Source organism: Yersinia sp. 2540 StPb PI, assembly GCF_052217165.1.
GTDB lineage: Bacteria > Pseudomonadota > Gammaproteobacteria > Enterobacterales > Enterobacteriaceae > Yersinia > Yersinia enterocolitica_E.
This window is the reverse complement of sequence record NZ_JAZGQC010000001.1, coordinates 4,009,563-4,024,213: the sequence shown is the minus strand read 5'-3', so window position 1 is coordinate 4,024,213 and position 14,651 is coordinate 4,009,563. Positions and strand designations below refer to the sequence as shown.

Below are 14,651 nucleotides of genomic sequence, written 5' to 3'. Positions count from 1 at the left end.
CTTAGCTATTATCAGCAAACTTATTATGTCTGATAACAGAAAACGGATCTCCAATGGAAATCCGTTTTTGTTTGTCTGGCATTTAAGGTGTAACTAAATATTTCATAAAATTGGCCTAAAAGTCTCATCAGGCCAATTTATTTATTTTACTTCCAACCCTTTTGCTTGCAGATCGGCATGATAAGAAGAGCGAACAAACGGGCCACAAGCAGCGTGGGTAAAGCCCATTGCCATAGCTTCTGCTTTCATTTCGTCAAACTCAGCCGGGCTGACGTAGCGCTGTACGGGTAAATGGTGGCGGCTTGGTTGCAAATATTGCCCCAGCGTCAGCATGGTTACTCCATGGCGGCGCAGATCATGCATAACCTCAACGATTTCGGCATTGGTTTCTCCCAAGCCAACCATCAAACCTGATTTAGTCGGAATATCAGGATGAGCCTCTTTAAAGCGCTCAAGTAATTTAAGCGACCACTCATAGTTAGCCCCAGGTCGCACTTGGCGATACACCCGTGGTACGTTTTCCAGATTATGGTTAAACACATCCGGTGGGGTGACAGTCAAAATATCTAACGCGCGATCCATACGGCCACGGAAGTCAGGCACCAATGTTTCAATTTTTATGGTCGGATTTTTGGCTCGAATGGCTGCGATACAATCTGCAAAATGTTGAGCGCCACCATCGCGTAAGTCATCACGGTCAACCGAGGTGATAACCACATAGCGCAATCCCATATCTTTGATTGTTTGAGCCAGCTTTTCTGGCTCATTGGCATCAGGTGTAACCGGACGACCATGGGCAACGTCACAGAATGGGCAGCGGCGGGTACAAATTGCGCCGAGGATCATAAAGGTCGCCGTTCCGTGGTTGAAGCACTCTGACAAGTTAGGGCAGGATGCCTCTTCGCAAACCGAGTGCAGACCATTTTTACGCATTGCTGCCTTGATACCCTGAATGCGGCTGGAGTCAGCGGGTAGCTTGATTTTCATCCATTCGGGTTTACGTAACAGTTCCTGACGTTCGGTAACCACGGTTTTTATCGGGATTAACGCCATTTTATCTGCGTCGCGGTATTTTACGCCACGTTCCATCTGAATCGGTTTACTCATAATCGTACAGGTTCCAGTTCTGAATCTCTCAATTTGAGATTTTTCATTAAATTCAACGTGATATGGCTTGCGTTAAAAATTTTTTGAAAATTGTTTAAAAATTATATCATCATTACCCTATCCTATTCAGCCCCCAATTACGTGGGTTATATTAAAAGAGTCAGGGCATCCGCGATTTCAATTGGCTAACTTAGGATACGTCAGATGATAAATAGTCTGCCAGTGACCATGGCTGCTGCTCCGCTTGCGGATAGCCTAATTGGCGGGTAAATTCGCGCACCAAGATTGGCTGGATATCAGCAACAGTTGTCCCTGTTTTTAAGGCACTGACTTGGGTCATTTGCATGCCAGCATAACCGCATGGGTTTATGCGTTGGAACGGCTCCAGGTCCATATCGATATTCAAGGCCAGCCCGTGAAACGAGCAACCTCTACGGATGCGTAATCCCAACGAGCATATTTTCTGCTGGCCGACATAGACACCGGGGGCATCTGGGCGGGCTTGTGAATCAATAGCAAAATGAGCCAATGTCTGAATCACGGTATTCTCAATCGCGGTAACCAATTGCCGCACACCAATTTTGGCACGCTTGAGGTCAATCATGACATAGATGACTTGCTGGCCGGGGCCATGATAGGTGACCTGACCACCTCTATCGCTTTGGATAACCGGAATATCACCGGGCATCAGTACATGTTCGGCTTTCCCCGCCTGACCTTGAGTGAAAACGTGCTGATGCTCAACCAGCCAGATTTCATCTGGAGTGGCGTCAGTACGGAACTCAGTGAAATTATGCATAGCTTGAGATACGGGGGCATAGGGTTGTAGCCCTAGCTTTCGTAAAATGATCTTGTGTTGTTGCAAGCGAGGCATCATCTGGTTACAGAAATGGTGGCGTCAGTATACCAGCCCAGCGGTGTGGGGCTACTATTTTGACATTTAAAAAAGCAGGTTTGCGGTTCAACCATGGGGTTAAAAGGTAAAATAAGGCCCAGAGCGTGAATAACCGCTCCGGGCCATAATAAGGCGGGCTTGGTACAAATTAAGTATCTTGCTCGTAGGCAATATGGACTTAACTCGATGATCCTAACTATATGGTCTTAACTATATGGTCTTAACTACAGTACCATTCGCACCAGTTCAAGGTCGGCCAGCTCTTTATACAGGATTTCCACTTGATCAATATGGGTGGCTGTAATGGTGATGGAGACGGAGTGAAAGTTGCCTTTGCTGCTCGGTTTTACCTGCGGGGTATAATCACCCGGAGCATGGCGCTGTACCACTTCTACCACCTGGTTTACCAACTGTGGTTCTGCAATGCCCATTACCTTGTAGGTAAAAGAACAAGGGAACTCAAGCAGTTCGTTCAGTTTAGTTTTCATGTGCGCTCCTGGGGTGTTGACGGACAGATTACTGCCGGATAGGTGCCAGGATAAAGAAAAAATTATCCGACCTTAAAATTATAACTCCCGCCGGGGCGGGAGTTTCAGATTATTTATAATATGGGGATAGTCTGCTGATTTTCAAGCCCGCCAACTAACCGAACCAGCGGTGGAACATCAGTTTGATGTAGTCCACCATGCGGCTAAAGAATCCGCCTTCTTTAACTTCATTCATCACCACTAATGGGCGCTGATCGATAGTTTTGCCATCTAACTGGAAGTTAATCATGCCAACAACCTGATTCTTCGCCAGTGGCGCATGAATCTCTGGGGTATTCAGTACATAGCTGGCTTTCAGGTCTTTCATACGGCCACGTGGAATAGTCAGGTAGACGTCTTTATCAACACCCAACTGCACCCGGTCACTGTCGCCGAACCAGACTGGCTCTGACGCAAACTCTTTACCCACTTTCAATGGTGCGACAGTTTCAAAGAAACGGAAGCCCCAGGTCAGTAATTTTTTACTCTCGGTTTCACGACCTTTATAGGTGTGACCGCCCAGCACGGCTGAGATCAAACGCATTTGACCATCGGTAGCGGAGGCCACCAGATTGTAGCCAGCAGCATCGGTATGACCGGTTTTAATACCATCAACATTCAAACTGGTATCCCACAGTAAACCGTTACGGTTCATCTGACGGATATTGTTGAAGGTGAATTCTTTCTCTTTATAAATGGCATACTCATCCGGTACATCGCGAATCAGTGCTTGACCAATCAGCGCCATATCGCGCGCAGAGCTGTACTGGCCTTCAGCATCTAAACCGTGAACTGTTTTGAACTGGGTATTTTGCAGGCCCAGTGCTTTAACGTAGTTGTTCATCAGGTTGACGAATGAGTCCTGGCTGCCAGCAACATAATCAGCCATCGCGACACAGGCGTCATTACCGGATTGCAGATTGATACCCCGAGTCAGTTTAGAAACCGGTACACGGTCACCGGGTTTCAAAAACATCAACGAAGAGCCTTTGAATTCTGGATTGCCGGTTGCCCAGGCATCTTTCCCCACGGTAACCATATCTTCTGGCCCGATTTTGCCTGCTTTGATTGCTTGGCCGATAACATAACTGGTCATCATTTTGGTCAAGCTGGCCGGATTACGACGCGCATCAGCATTCATTTCTGCCAATACTTTGCCGGAGTTGTAATCAATCAGCACATACGCTTCGGAGTCGATCTGTGGCACGCCGGGGATCATGGTTTTCAGATTGACGTCATCAGCGTTTGCAGCAGACGCTGTGCTCATAACAATAACAGTGCTGAGCGCCAGGCTCTTGATAATGCGAGAAGTAGTTACATATTTCATGATCAGGACAACAACATCCGTGGGAGTAAGTTAAGAAAGTGCCACACTATACCATACCCTTACTTACTTAACGTTGTAGCGGCGTTAGCGGCACTCACTCATCCGAATCACATGCTCATCGGGATGCATTCATTTGCGGCCTTGCTGCAACGCCAATAAATTTGGCTATACACCTGTGTGGCGTTTATTGGTTTCACCGTAACATCCTGTTTGCACAGGGGGTTACGGTTATTTTTATCTGACAGACCTTAAATTGCTACAAGGTATGTATGTTTTAAGGCGCCGCGACCACAAATGATTGCTGCTGAGCTTCGCTCGATAGGCGCTGTTGCAGTTCTACGGCTTGTTGGCGGCTACTGAATGGCCCAAGTTGGACACGATGCACGCTACCATTGGTGTCTACTTTACCCGGTACCCCAAAACGTTGGCTCAGGCTTTGCTGCCAGGTTTGCGCCCGTTGAGCATCACTCAACGCACCGACCTGAACCACATAACCACCAGAGGTCGCAGCACCTGTTGTTGCTACTGATGAGGTCACGGGACCGGGGTTGGCAACAACCGGTGGTGTCACCGGCCCTGCACCCTGAGTGGATACAGAATCCACGGCAGGTTCTGAGCTTTCCAACACGCCAGCCGGTACCGGGGTCGATGCCCGCAGGAAGCCGCTACTTTGTGGCGCGACCGGTTGAGTGGCATCCGCACCAGACAAATTACTGTTAGCGATAGGGCGCACTGGCGCACTTACTGCGGGTGCATCCTGTTGCACTGGCGTCCCCATCCCGCTGGAGGTCAAGTCCGGGCGACTTGGTAAGGCATAACTTTGCTTGGCAATGGTGGTACCGACCATACCTGGGCCTGACAGCGAGCCATCAGGTGCGACATTGATAAAATCAATTTTCACTTTGGTGTTATTCGAAATATTCAGGCGATCAGCGGCCGCTTTGGATAAATCAATTACTCGCCCAGGGGTATACGGGCCACGGTCATTCACGCGCACCACAATCTGGCGGCCATTACTGACATTGGTGACGCGCACATAACTTGGAATGGGCAAAGTAGGGTGGGCGGCGGTCAATGCATTAGGATCGAACGTTTCGCCAGTGGCGGTTGTATTGCCGTTAGCTTCTTCGCCATACCAAGCGGCAAGACCCACCTGAGTGAAGTTTTGTGGATCTTTAATAATGCTGTAAGACTGGCCATTGGCTTTATAATCCTGATTAAAATTAGGATTAAAGGGTTCATAGCGCGGTTCAGCCCCGCCAATCTCTTCAACCGGGCCGTTGTACGTCTGTTGCACCTGTTGCTGGGGTGCCGGAGGCTGACTGGTACATGCTGATAACAGCACGCCTGCGATGCCTATCCAAAGCCATTCCTTACGCATTGCTCACCTCTATAAATTCTTCGATAACATTTTGCGATGAGTATGTATCGACATCACGATACCAAACCCGGCCATCAGAACTATCAGTGCCGAGCCTCCATAACTGACCAAAGGCAAAGGTACGCCAACCACAGGTAAAATTCCACTGACCATACCTATGTTAACAAACACATATACAAATAGTATCAGCATTAATCCTCCGACCATCACTCGGCCGAAGGTGGTTTGTGCGTGGGCGGCAATCACCAAACCACGCATAATGAGACAGAGATAAAGCGCTAATAGTACCAGCACGCCAATTAAACCTAGCTCCTCTGCCAGTACGGCAAAGATAAAATCAGTATGGCGTTCCGGTAAAAACTCCAGTTGTGACTGAGTCCCGTGTAGCCAGCCTTTCCCTGATAAGCCACCTGAGCCGATGGCGATTTTTGATTGGATAATATGATAACCGGCGCCGAGCGGATCACTTTCCGGGTCCAGCAGCATCATCACGCGGTCGCGCTGATAGCCGTGCATCAGGAAGAACCACAATATCGGGATAAATGCAGCGACCAATACGGCGGCAATAGCGATTAAACGCCAACTCATACCGGAGAGAAACAGTACGAACAGGCCAGAGGCCGCAATCAGGATAGAGGTACCCAAATCGGGCTGAGCGGCAACTAATAAGGTGGGCATAAAGATTAAAATTAGCGCAATACCGGTGTTTTTCAATGAGGGCGGACAGACGTCACGGTTCATAAAGCGAGCCACCATCAGCGGAACCGCAATTTTAGCAATTTCAGAAGGTTGGAAGCGGATAAAACCCAAGTCCAGCCAGCGCTGTGCACCTTTACTTATTTGGCCAAAGGCATCAACCAATACCAACAAAATTACGCACACGAAATAGAGGTAGGGTGCCCAGTTTTCATAGACGCGCGGCGGTATCTGCGCCATAACCAGCATGACAATCAGGCCCATTGCGATTTGGCCAACTTTGCGTTCCATCATGCCGATATCTTGCCCGCTGGCGCTCCACATCACAAAGGCGCTATAAGCCAACAGCGCCAGGATGCAAATCAAAAACGGCAGATCGATGTGCATTTTGTACCACAAAGAGCCTTTTTGTTGATTATCAGTCATGAGTTACCTTAGTCCACTTCAATTAATCTGCTTCAACACCTGGAGGCAGAGGGGCCGCATCCGGTAATTCAGTATTGTTATCACCCAACAAAATGTGGTCGAGAATTTGGCGAGTAATGGTCCCCACCGCAGGCCCGGCACCCCCATTTTCTAAAATCATGGCGACAGATACCGTTGGATTTTCGTAGGGCGCAAACGCAACCATCAATTTATGGTCGCGTAAGTGTTCTGCCACTTTATGGGCATTATAGGTTTCATAGCTATACACCTGGGCGGTACCGGATTTTGCCGCTGCTTTATAAGGTGTACCTTCAAAAAACTTACGCCCCGTTCCGTTCGGGCGGTTGGCTACACCATACATGCCATCTTTAGCAATTTCCCAATAACCGGAGTGTATATCACCAATTTGCGTGCGATCTTCTTGTTGATAGGGGACTAACTCTCCATTAATCCGGGTGCTTTGTAGCAGATGTGGTGTTTTAACCGCCCCATCATTAATCAGCGTCATTAACGCTTTTGCCATCTGGATTGGGGTGGCGGTCCAATACCCTTGGCCGATACCCACCGGAATGGTATCCCCTTGGTACCACGGTTTTTTGTGGCGTTTTTGTTTCCACTCACGGGTCGGCATCAGGCCCGCGCGCTCTTCGGATAGATCGATACCGGTATATTCACCGTAGCCGAATTTACTCATCCATGAGGACAAACGGTCAATCCCCATGTCATAGGAAACCTGATAGAAGAAGGTATCCGCCGACTCTTCCAGCGCCTTGGTGACATTCAACCGACCATGACCCCATTTTTTCCAGTCGCGAAAGCGTTTTTCTGAGCCAGGCAGTTGCCACCAGCCAGGGTCAAACAAGCTGGTATTTTTGGTGATAACACCGGCACTCAGGGCAGAAACGGCAATATAAGGTTTTACGGTAGACGCAGGGGGGTAGACACCCTGAGTGGCACGGTTAATCAGCGGGCGGTCAGGATCGTTCAACAACCCCTGATAATCTTTGCTGGAGATCCCATCGACAAATAGGTTCGGGTCATAACTTGGGTTCGATACCAAGGCTAAGATAGCGCCGGTGCGTGGGTCCGTGACCACCACTGCGGCGCGGCTGCCACTCAGCAGTTTTTCAATATAGGTTTGCAGGTGTAAATCAAGCGTCAGGTAAATATCTTTACCGGCCTGCGGCGGCTGCTCATGTAGCTGGCGGATCACCCGGCCACGGTTATTGACTTCAACTTCTTCATAACCGGTTTTGCCGTGTAATACGGATTCATAATAGCGCTCAATACCCAGCTTGCCTATATCGTGGGTTGCGGCATAGTTAGCCAGAATGCCTTCTTTATCCAACCGTTCGACATCTTTATCGTTAATTTTCGATACATAACCGATAACGTGAGTCAGGGCTGAACCATAGGGATAGAAGCGGCGTTGATAGCCTTTGACTTCAATACCGGGGAAGCGGAATTGGTTAACGGCGAAACGGGCGACCTGCACCTCGGTAAGGGGGGTCTTAACGGCAATGGAGGTAAAGCGGCGTGAGCGCTTACGCTCTTTTTCAAAATTAGCGATATCCTCATCCGTCAGATCCACTATCGGGCGTAGTGCATTGAGTGTCGCGGGGAGGTCTTCGATTTTTTCCGGCATCAATTCTAATTGATAAATGGTCCGGTTCATCGCCAACGGGGTGCCGTTGCGATCAAATATCATACCGCGGCTAGGGGCGATAGGGACCAGCTTAATGCGGTTTTCATTGGAACGGGTGCGATAGTCTTCGAAACGCACTATCTGCAAATTGTACAAGTTTACGATCAATATTCCGCTTAGCAGCAGGATACCGAGGAAAGCCACAAGGGCGCGGCGGACAAACAAGGCTGATTCAGCTGAATAGTCGCGAAAAGGGTTAGGTTCTTTTTTCATCCCGCAGCTACTTCATCTTGTCCAAAACCAACACGTTACTCAAAGCCATCACTTTACTCAGGTTCATCGCCGCTTATTCCCGGTGATAAGGGTGATTGGTCGTAATACTCCAGGCGCGATAGAGGCTTTCAGCCACTAAAACACGCACTAAAGGATGGGGTAGCGTAAGCACAGAGAGCGACCAGCTCTGCTCTGCGGCAGCTTTACAGGCTGGGGCTAATCCCTCCGGCCCGCCAATCAGCAGACTGACATCACGGCCGTCCTGCTTCCAGCGTTCTAATTGCTGAGCCAATTGTGGTGTTTCCCAGGGAGTGCCTGGGATATCCAGCGTGACAATGCGGTTATTCTTGCCAACCGCCGCCAGCATCAGTTCGCCTTCTTTTTCCAAAATGCGTTTAATATCCGCATTTTTGCCCCGCTTACCGGCCGGTATTTCTACCAGCTCGAAGGGCATATCTTTGGGAAAGCGGCGCAGGTAATCCATGAAACCTGTCTGCACCCAGTCTGGCATTTTGGTGCCGACAGCCACCAGTTGCAGTTTCACCGCTTAGCTCCAGAGTTTTTCCAGTTCATACAGACGGCGGCTTTCTTCTTGCATGACATGCACAATGATTTCGCCTAAATCCACAACAACCCAGTCAGACACACCCTGGCCTTCTACGCCCAGCGGTATCATGCCTGCAACACGGGATTCCTGCACCAGATTGTCTGCCAGCGCCATAACATGGCGGGTAGAAGTCCCGGTACAGATGATCATGTAATCAGTGATGCTGGACTTACCCTGAACATCCAGAGTGATAATGTCCTGACCTTTCAAGTCATCGAGCTTGTCGATAACAAATTCTTGGAGCGCTTTACCTTGCAAAGGTTCCCCCTCGGGTGATTTCTGTCCATACCCTTCGTACTTGAAGTCGCCGGGGTGTTAGCTGCGCATACTCACTCGAATCACTCACCTGTAGTTGACCCTACATAAATAAGCTCATCGGAATTCGTTCGCTTGCTGCCTACCTGCAACGCCAAGTTCTTTGGGTATATAACGTTCTTCGGTCGTGTTTTGCGAGTGATCCGGCAAACAGTTATTGACATGAACGGTTATAATGTATCGGGTTTCCAGCGAATACCTGAAATTTAGCGGCGGAGTATAACATGGGTGAATGCGTCGCGATATAAACCCTCAGCCGCGAATCGCTTTCATACTTGAAGTCGCAGGGGTGTTCGCTACGTTCACTCACCCGAATCACTTACCTGAGTAAGCTCATCGGGATTTATTCTCTTGCTGCCTACCTGCAACTTCAATTCTTTTGGCGATATAAACCTTGTAACTCAATATATCGCTGGACAGCACGTGGCAGCAGGTCATCGCAGCTTTCACCATTATGACGCCGATGGCGAATATCAGTAGCTGAAATATTCAATAAAGGTGTATCAGCCAGATAGATTAACCCTTGTGGTTGCAGGTTTAATGCTTGCGGATCCAAGACCCGTCGCTCATCAAGCCATTGCTGTAACTCAGGTGTTTCCAGCGTTTGTGAGTAACCAGGGCGGGCGCAAACCAGCAAATGGCACACATCCAATATCGATTGCCAGCGATGCCATTTATGCAGCGACAATAATGAATCCTGCCCAATGATAAACGCTAAAGGTAGTTCAACACCACGTTCTTTACGCAGTGATTCCAGGGTATCAATGGTGAATGAGGGGGTATCGCGCAATAACTCCCGCGAGTCGACGCTGAACAGCGGGTTACCGGCTACCGCCAGTTCCACCATTTTCAGCCGTTGCTGTGCATTGGCCTCGGGTTGTGGGCGGTGAGGTGGGACATTATTGGGTAATAAAATAATATGTTGCAGACCCACTTGTTGAGCCAATGCTTCAACCGGCGTCAAGTGGCCGTAATGAATGGGGTCAAAGGTACCGCCGAACAGGGCATGTAGGGCGCGAGTCGGGGATTTATTGGGCATCAAAAAAGCTCTCAGGTAATATTTTGCCACACATCAGCATAGATAGCGTTTCTAATTCAGGCCAAATTGACTGACCATAATCCTGTTTCAAGCGAACTTCTATCTGTGCCAGCAAATGAACGGCTTGTTGCAATTGTGGCAGCGAAAGGCGTTGCAGAGCCTGTGTCATCATGGGCCGGCGATTTTGCCACACTTTTAATTGATCAAATAGCGTGCGCAGTGGCACCTGATCCATGCGGCGCTTTAGCGTTAGCAGCAAGAGCAGTTCTCGCTGTAAGGTGCGCAGCAAAATAATCGGTTCACTCTCTTCCTGCTGCAATTGTTGCAGGATATGCCAGGCGCGTTTGCTTTTGCCTGCTATTAGAGCATCGAGCCAGTGGTAAGGGGTGAAATGCGCGGCATCATTGACCGCTTGCTCAACTTTAGGCAGCGTCAGTTTACCGTCAGGGTAGAGCAACGATAACCGTTCCAAAGCTTGTGATAGCGCCAGCAGATTGCCTTCGTAGCAGTAACAAAGCAGTTGAATGGCGGGGTCATCGACCTCCAGATTCAGGCTTTTGGCCCGTGTACTGACCCAACGTGGCAGTTGTGCCTGCTCCGGCGTTTGGCAACTGACCAATACGCCATTGCTACCGAGTGCTTTAAACCAGGCACTGTTTTCTTGTGCTTTGGTTAGTTTATTTGCGCGCAAAATCAATAAAATATCTGGATGTAACAGGCCCGATAACTTGACCAATTGTTCGTTCATTGGTGCGGTTAAACCACTGTCAGGGAAGCTCAGCGTCAATGTCTGGCGGCTGGCAAATAGACTGAGTGCCTGACAAAGACTAAAGATATTGTCCCACTCGGTATGAGTATCCAGCGCAAAACTGAAATGTTCGGTGAAATCATGCTCTATTGCTACCCGACGAATGTGGTCCTGACTTTCTTGTAACAGCAATGGCTCATTGCCGCATAACAGATAGCAAGCGCGCAGCCCCTCATGGAGCTGCGCGACAAGTTGTTCAGGATAGACTCGGATCATTGGGCCGGGGTACTGACTGCGGGTTTGCCAATATTGATTTCTTTAGTTTCTGCCATCTTGGCGGCGCCTGTTGCTGTATTATTGCCAACCGGCTTGTCACCATTTTCTTGCGCATTTTTGACTTCTGCAGCATGTACGGTCAGAAGCTGACGCACTAACTGCTGAGCGGCTTGTTCACGCATTTCCTGACGGAGAACCTGAGCTTCAGCATCTTTGGCGAGCGCTGTTAACGGGTTATCGAACAATGTGCGGAAGATATTAACCCGTAATGGGTAAATATCATGGCCCGGTATCAATACCTGCGCCTGCACATGCAACACTAACTGATACTCCGCCGTTACCCCGTTGCGGAAGATTGACACGGTATCCTGATTTTCTGATGAACCAAGGATCCGCAAGGCGGGTAAGTCTTTACGCATCGGGTCATCAACAATGGTGACATTGCTTAAACGCAACTGTTGACGTACAGCTCGGGTTAACGGGCCATAAGGGTCACTACTTTCCAGCAACAGTTTTTGCAGTTCAGGTGGCACCTGAGTGGTGCCTCGCAGATTAAAGCCACAGCCAGCGGTGACCAGCACCGCTAACCCCAGCAACAATGTCAGAATACGATGTCGCACAACTCCTCCTTGTCTTAACCTACAACCAGGTTAAGCAGTTTGCCAGGGACGTAGATTACTTTACGCACAGTAACCCCATCCAGGTATTTAGCCACCAGGTGCTCTTGACCAGCGCGTTCGCGAACTTGCTGTTCAGTGGCATCGGCAGGCACAGTAATTCTGCCACGCACTTTACCATTAACCTGTACGACTACTAATTTAGAGTCTTCGACCATCGCCTGTTCATCAGCAATTGGCCATGGTGCGGTATCGATATCACCTTCACCACCGAGAGCTTGCCACAAACTGAAGCAAACATGCGGGGTGAATGGATAAAGCATACGTACCACTGCCAGTAATGCTTCTTGCAGCAGAGCACGATCTTGCTCAGTTTCCTGAGGTGCACGGCCCAGCTTGTTCATCAACTCCATCACCGCAGCGATGGCGGTGTTGAAGGTTTGACGGCGGCCCACGTCATCAGTGACTTTGGCAATCGTTTTGTGCAGATCACGACGCAGTGATTTTTGCTCTTCTGTCAGGCTGGCAATATCCAGCGGCGCAGTTGCACCTTTGGCAGTGCTTTCAAACACCAGACGCCAGACACGTTTTAAGAAGCGGTTAGCCCCTTCAACGCCAGACTCCTGCCATTCCAACGTCATTTCTGCCGGCGATGCAAACATCATAAACAGGCGCACAGTATCGGCACCGTATTTTTCTACCATAACTTGCGGGTCGATACCGTTGTTTTTCGATTTCGACATTTTGCTCATACCGGCATACACCAGTTCATGGCCTTGCGCGTCGGTCGCTTTAACAATCCGCCCTTTCTCATCACGCTCGACAATAGCATCAGCCGGTGAAACCCAGATACGTTCACCGCTGGTACCGGTGTAGTAGAAGGCGTCAGCCAATACCATGCCTTGGCACAACAGGCGTTTGGCTGGTTCGTCGGAGTTCACCAGACCGGCATCACGCAATAGTTTGTGGAAGAAACGGAAGTACATCAGGTGCATGATGGCGTGTTCAATACCGCCTACATACTGATCAACGGGCAGCCAGTAGTTGGCGGCGGCAGGGTCCAGCATGCCTTCGTCAAATTGTGGGCAGGTGTAGCGTGCGTAATACCAAGATGATTCCATAAAGGTATCGAAAGTATCAGTTTCACGCAGGCCCGGCATCCCGTTAACGGTGGTTTTCGCCCACTCGGGATTAGCCTTGATCGGGCTGGTAATACCGTCCATTACAACATCTTCTGGCAGGATAACCGGCAGTTGGTCTTCTGGTGTTGGCACGACGGTGCCATCTTCCAATGTCACCATTGGGATAGGCGCACCCCAATAACGCTGACGTGATACACCCCAATCGCGCAGGCGATAATTCACTTTACGCTGGCCAACACCGAGAGCCACCAGTTTGTCAGCAATGGCATTAAAGCCCGCTTCATAATCCAGACCGTCGAACTCGCCGGAGTTGAACAGGGTGCCTTTTTCGGTCATGGCTTCCTGACTCAAATCAGGCTCGCTACCGTCAGCGGCTAAAATAACGGGCTTGATTGGCAGGTGGTATTTGGTGGCAAATTCCCAGTCACGGGCATCGTGGCCTGGAACCGCCATTACCGCGCCAGTACCGTAATCCATCAAGACAAAGTTAGCGGCCCAGATAGCCAGCTTCTCACCTGTCAGTGGATGGATGGCGTATAGGCCGGTCGCCATGCCTTTTTTCTCCATCGTTGCCATTTCAGCTTCGGCAACTTTGGTATTGCGACATTCAGCCACAAAATCAGCCAGCGCCGGGTTGGTGGCAGCCGCTTGCAGTGACAGTGGGTGACCGGCAGCAACCGCTACATAGGTCACACCCATAAAGGTGTCTGGGCGGGTGGTATAAACTGACAGTTTTTCTTCGCTATCTTGCACGTCGAAAACGATATCAACCCCTTCGGAGCGGCCAATCCAGTTGCGTTGCATGGTTTTCACCTGCTCCGGCCAGCTTTCCAGAGTGTCCAGATCATTAAGCAACTGATCAGCGTAATCGGTGATTTTAATAAACCACTGCGGGATCTCTTTGCGTTCAACCTTGGTATCACAACGCCAACAGCAGCCGTCGATCACCTGTTCGTTGGCTAACACGGTCATATCTTGTGGACACCAGTTAACCGCAGAGGTCTTTTTGTAGACCATGCCTTTTTCATACAACTTGGTGAAGAACCACTGTTCCCAACGGTAATAGTCAGGTTTACAGGTGGCAATCTCGCGATCCCAGTCGTAACCGAAGCCCAGTAGTTTCAACTGGTTCTTCATATATTCGATGTTGTCGTAAGTCCATGGGGCCGGTGCGGTGTTATTTTTAACTGCTGCACCTTCTGCCGGCAGGCCAAACGCATCCCAGCCAATCGGCTGTAGGACGTTCTTGCCCAGCATACGTTGGTAGCGTGAGATAACATCACCAATGGTGTAGTTACGAACGTGCCCCATATGTAGGCGTCCTGAAGGGTATGGCAGCATAGATAGGCAGTAATATTTTTCTTTGCTGGTATCTTCAGTGACTTTAAATGTTTGCTTCTCTTGCCAGTGAAGCTGTACTTGCGTTTCGATATCTTCTGGGCGGTATTGCTCTTGCATGGCGGCCAGTGGTCCTATAGTGAAAAACAGCTACGCCTGTAGCATCATCTGTTTCATATCATAAAGAGAGATCCGCATAGCATAGCTGATAAGCGGCAGGCGCAACAACACTCAGCATCCCGCAGAACGGTTTTTCTGCGCGGTGAATGGCAGAAATCATCAAAGTGAGGGA

General features: G+C 49.6%; 13 protein-coding genes. All 13 read right to left on the bottom strand.

Translation table 11 applies throughout. From position 1 onward, the window contains the following. Positions 1-141: 141 nt before the first annotated feature. The 13 genes from lipA to leuS all read right to left on the bottom strand — a co-directional run bounded on the left by lipA (position 142) and on the right by leuS (position 14,479). Positions 142-1,107, bottom strand: coding sequence for a lipoyl synthase (gene lipA, locus V1956_RS18725; protein WP_083159686.1), 966 nt, complete (start codon positions 1,105-1,107; stop codon positions 142-144). Between the two features lie 190 nt (positions 1,108-1,297). Next, positions 1,298-1,984 (bottom strand): lipoyl(octanoyl) transferase LipB, encoded by a 687-nt coding sequence (gene lipB, locus V1956_RS18720; RefSeq protein WP_442825464.1) that lies wholly within the window; start codon positions 1,982-1,984, stop codon positions 1,298-1,300. Positions 1,985-2,226: 242 nt separating this feature from the next. After that, positions 2,227-2,490, bottom strand: a complete 264-nt coding sequence (ybeD, locus tag V1956_RS18715; RefSeq protein ID WP_032905731.1) for a DUF493 family protein YbeD — start codon at positions 2,488-2,490, stop codon at positions 2,227-2,229. Positions 2,491-2,644: 154 nt separating this feature from the next. Further along, positions 2,645-3,856, bottom strand: coding sequence for a D-alanyl-D-alanine carboxypeptidase DacA (gene dacA, locus V1956_RS18710; protein ID WP_083159682.1), 1,212 nt, complete (start codon positions 3,854-3,856; stop codon positions 2,645-2,647). A 274-nt stretch (positions 3,857-4,130) separates the two neighbouring features. Beyond that, positions 4,131-5,237 carry an endolytic peptidoglycan transglycosylase RlpA gene (rlpA, locus tag V1956_RS18705; RefSeq protein ID WP_420070758.1) on the bottom strand — a complete coding sequence of 369 codons (1,107 nt, stop codon included), beginning with the start codon at positions 5,235-5,237 and terminating at the stop codon, positions 4,131-4,133. A gap of 9 nt (positions 5,238-5,246) precedes the next feature. Continuing rightward, on the bottom strand, positions 5,247-6,359 hold the full coding sequence (mrdB, locus tag V1956_RS18700; RefSeq protein WP_005182719.1) for a peptidoglycan glycosyltransferase MrdB: 1,113 nt from the start codon (positions 6,357-6,359) through the stop codon (positions 5,247-5,249). A 22-nt stretch (positions 6,360-6,381) separates the two neighbouring features. Continuing rightward, the gene (gene mrdA / locus V1956_RS18695; RefSeq protein ID WP_372558326.1) at positions 6,382-8,277 is read right to left on the bottom strand and encodes a peptidoglycan DD-transpeptidase MrdA; all 1,896 of its coding nucleotides are present in this window, start codon (positions 8,275-8,277) and stop codon (positions 6,382-6,384) included. A gap of 73 nt (positions 8,278-8,350) precedes the next feature. Further along, entirely contained in the window at positions 8,351-8,821 is a 471-nt protein-coding gene (gene rlmH / locus V1956_RS18690) for a 23S rRNA (pseudouridine(1915)-N(3))-methyltransferase RlmH (RefSeq protein ID WP_083159676.1), read from the bottom strand. 3 nt (positions 8,822-8,824) lie between these two features. Further along, a complete protein-coding gene (rsfS, locus tag V1956_RS18685) occupies positions 8,825-9,142 on the bottom strand; it encodes a ribosome silencing factor (RefSeq protein WP_083159674.1) in 318 nt (105 codons plus the stop codon). 427 nt (positions 9,143-9,569) lie between these two features. Further along, a complete protein-coding gene (gene nadD, locus V1956_RS18680; protein ID WP_372558327.1) occupies positions 9,570-10,238 on the bottom strand; it encodes a nicotinate-nucleotide adenylyltransferase in 669 nt (222 codons plus the stop codon). Then, positions 10,228-11,262: a DNA polymerase III subunit delta gene (holA, locus tag V1956_RS18675; RefSeq protein ID WP_442825463.1), complete on the bottom strand. Its 1,035-nt coding sequence runs from the start codon at positions 11,260-11,262 to the stop codon at positions 10,228-10,230. Before holA ends, nadD begins: the two co-directional genes overlap by 11 nt. Beyond that, positions 11,259-11,882, bottom strand: a complete 624-nt coding sequence (gene lptE, locus V1956_RS18670) for an LPS assembly lipoprotein LptE (protein ID WP_420074304.1) — start codon at positions 11,880-11,882, stop codon at positions 11,259-11,261. Before lptE ends, holA begins: the two co-directional genes overlap by 4 nt. Before the next feature lie 14 nt (positions 11,883-11,896). Further along, positions 11,897-14,479 (bottom strand): leucine--tRNA ligase, encoded by a 2,583-nt coding sequence (leuS, locus tag V1956_RS18665; RefSeq protein WP_083159665.1) that lies wholly within the window; start codon positions 14,477-14,479, stop codon positions 11,897-11,899. Positions 14,480-14,651: the final 172 nt, after the last annotated feature.

What these genes read in the sequence shown, in the direction of transcription:
- dacA (WP_083159682.1), bottom strand. Translation starts at nt 3,856, where the DNA reads ATGAAATATGTAACTACTTCTCGCATTATCAAGAGCCTGGCGCTCAGC.
- lipA (WP_083159686.1), bottom strand. Translation starts at nt 1,107, where the DNA reads ATGAGTAAACCGATTCAGATGGAACGTGGCGTAAAATACCGCGACGCA.
- leuS (WP_083159665.1), bottom strand. Translation starts at nt 14,479, where the DNA reads ATGCAAGAGCAATACCGCCCAGAAGATATCGAAACGCAAGTACAGCTT.
- rlpA (WP_420070758.1), bottom strand. Translation starts at nt 5,237, where the DNA reads ATGCGTAAGGAATGGCTTTGGATAGGCATCGCAGGCGTGCTGTTATCA.
- mrdB (WP_005182719.1), bottom strand. Translation starts at nt 6,359, where the DNA reads ATGACTGATAATCAACAAAAAGGCTCTTTGTGGTACAAAATGCACATC.
- holA (WP_442825463.1), bottom strand. Translation starts at nt 11,262, where the DNA reads ATGATCCGAGTCTATCCTGAACAACTTGTCGCGCAGCTCCATGAGGGG.
- mrdA (WP_372558326.1), bottom strand. Translation starts at nt 8,277, where the DNA reads ATGAAAAAAGAACCTAACCCTTTTCGCGACTATTCAGCTGAATCAGCC.
- ybeD (WP_032905731.1), bottom strand. Translation starts at nt 2,490, where the DNA reads ATGAAAACTAAACTGAACGAACTGCTTGAGTTCCCTTGTTCTTTTACC.
- nadD (WP_372558327.1), bottom strand. Translation starts at nt 10,238, where the DNA reads ATGCCCAATAAATCCCCGACTCGCGCCCTACATGCCCTGTTCGGCGGT.
- lipB (WP_442825464.1), bottom strand. Translation starts at nt 1,984, where the DNA reads ATGATGCCTCGCTTGCAACAACACAAGATCATTTTACGAAAGCTAGGG.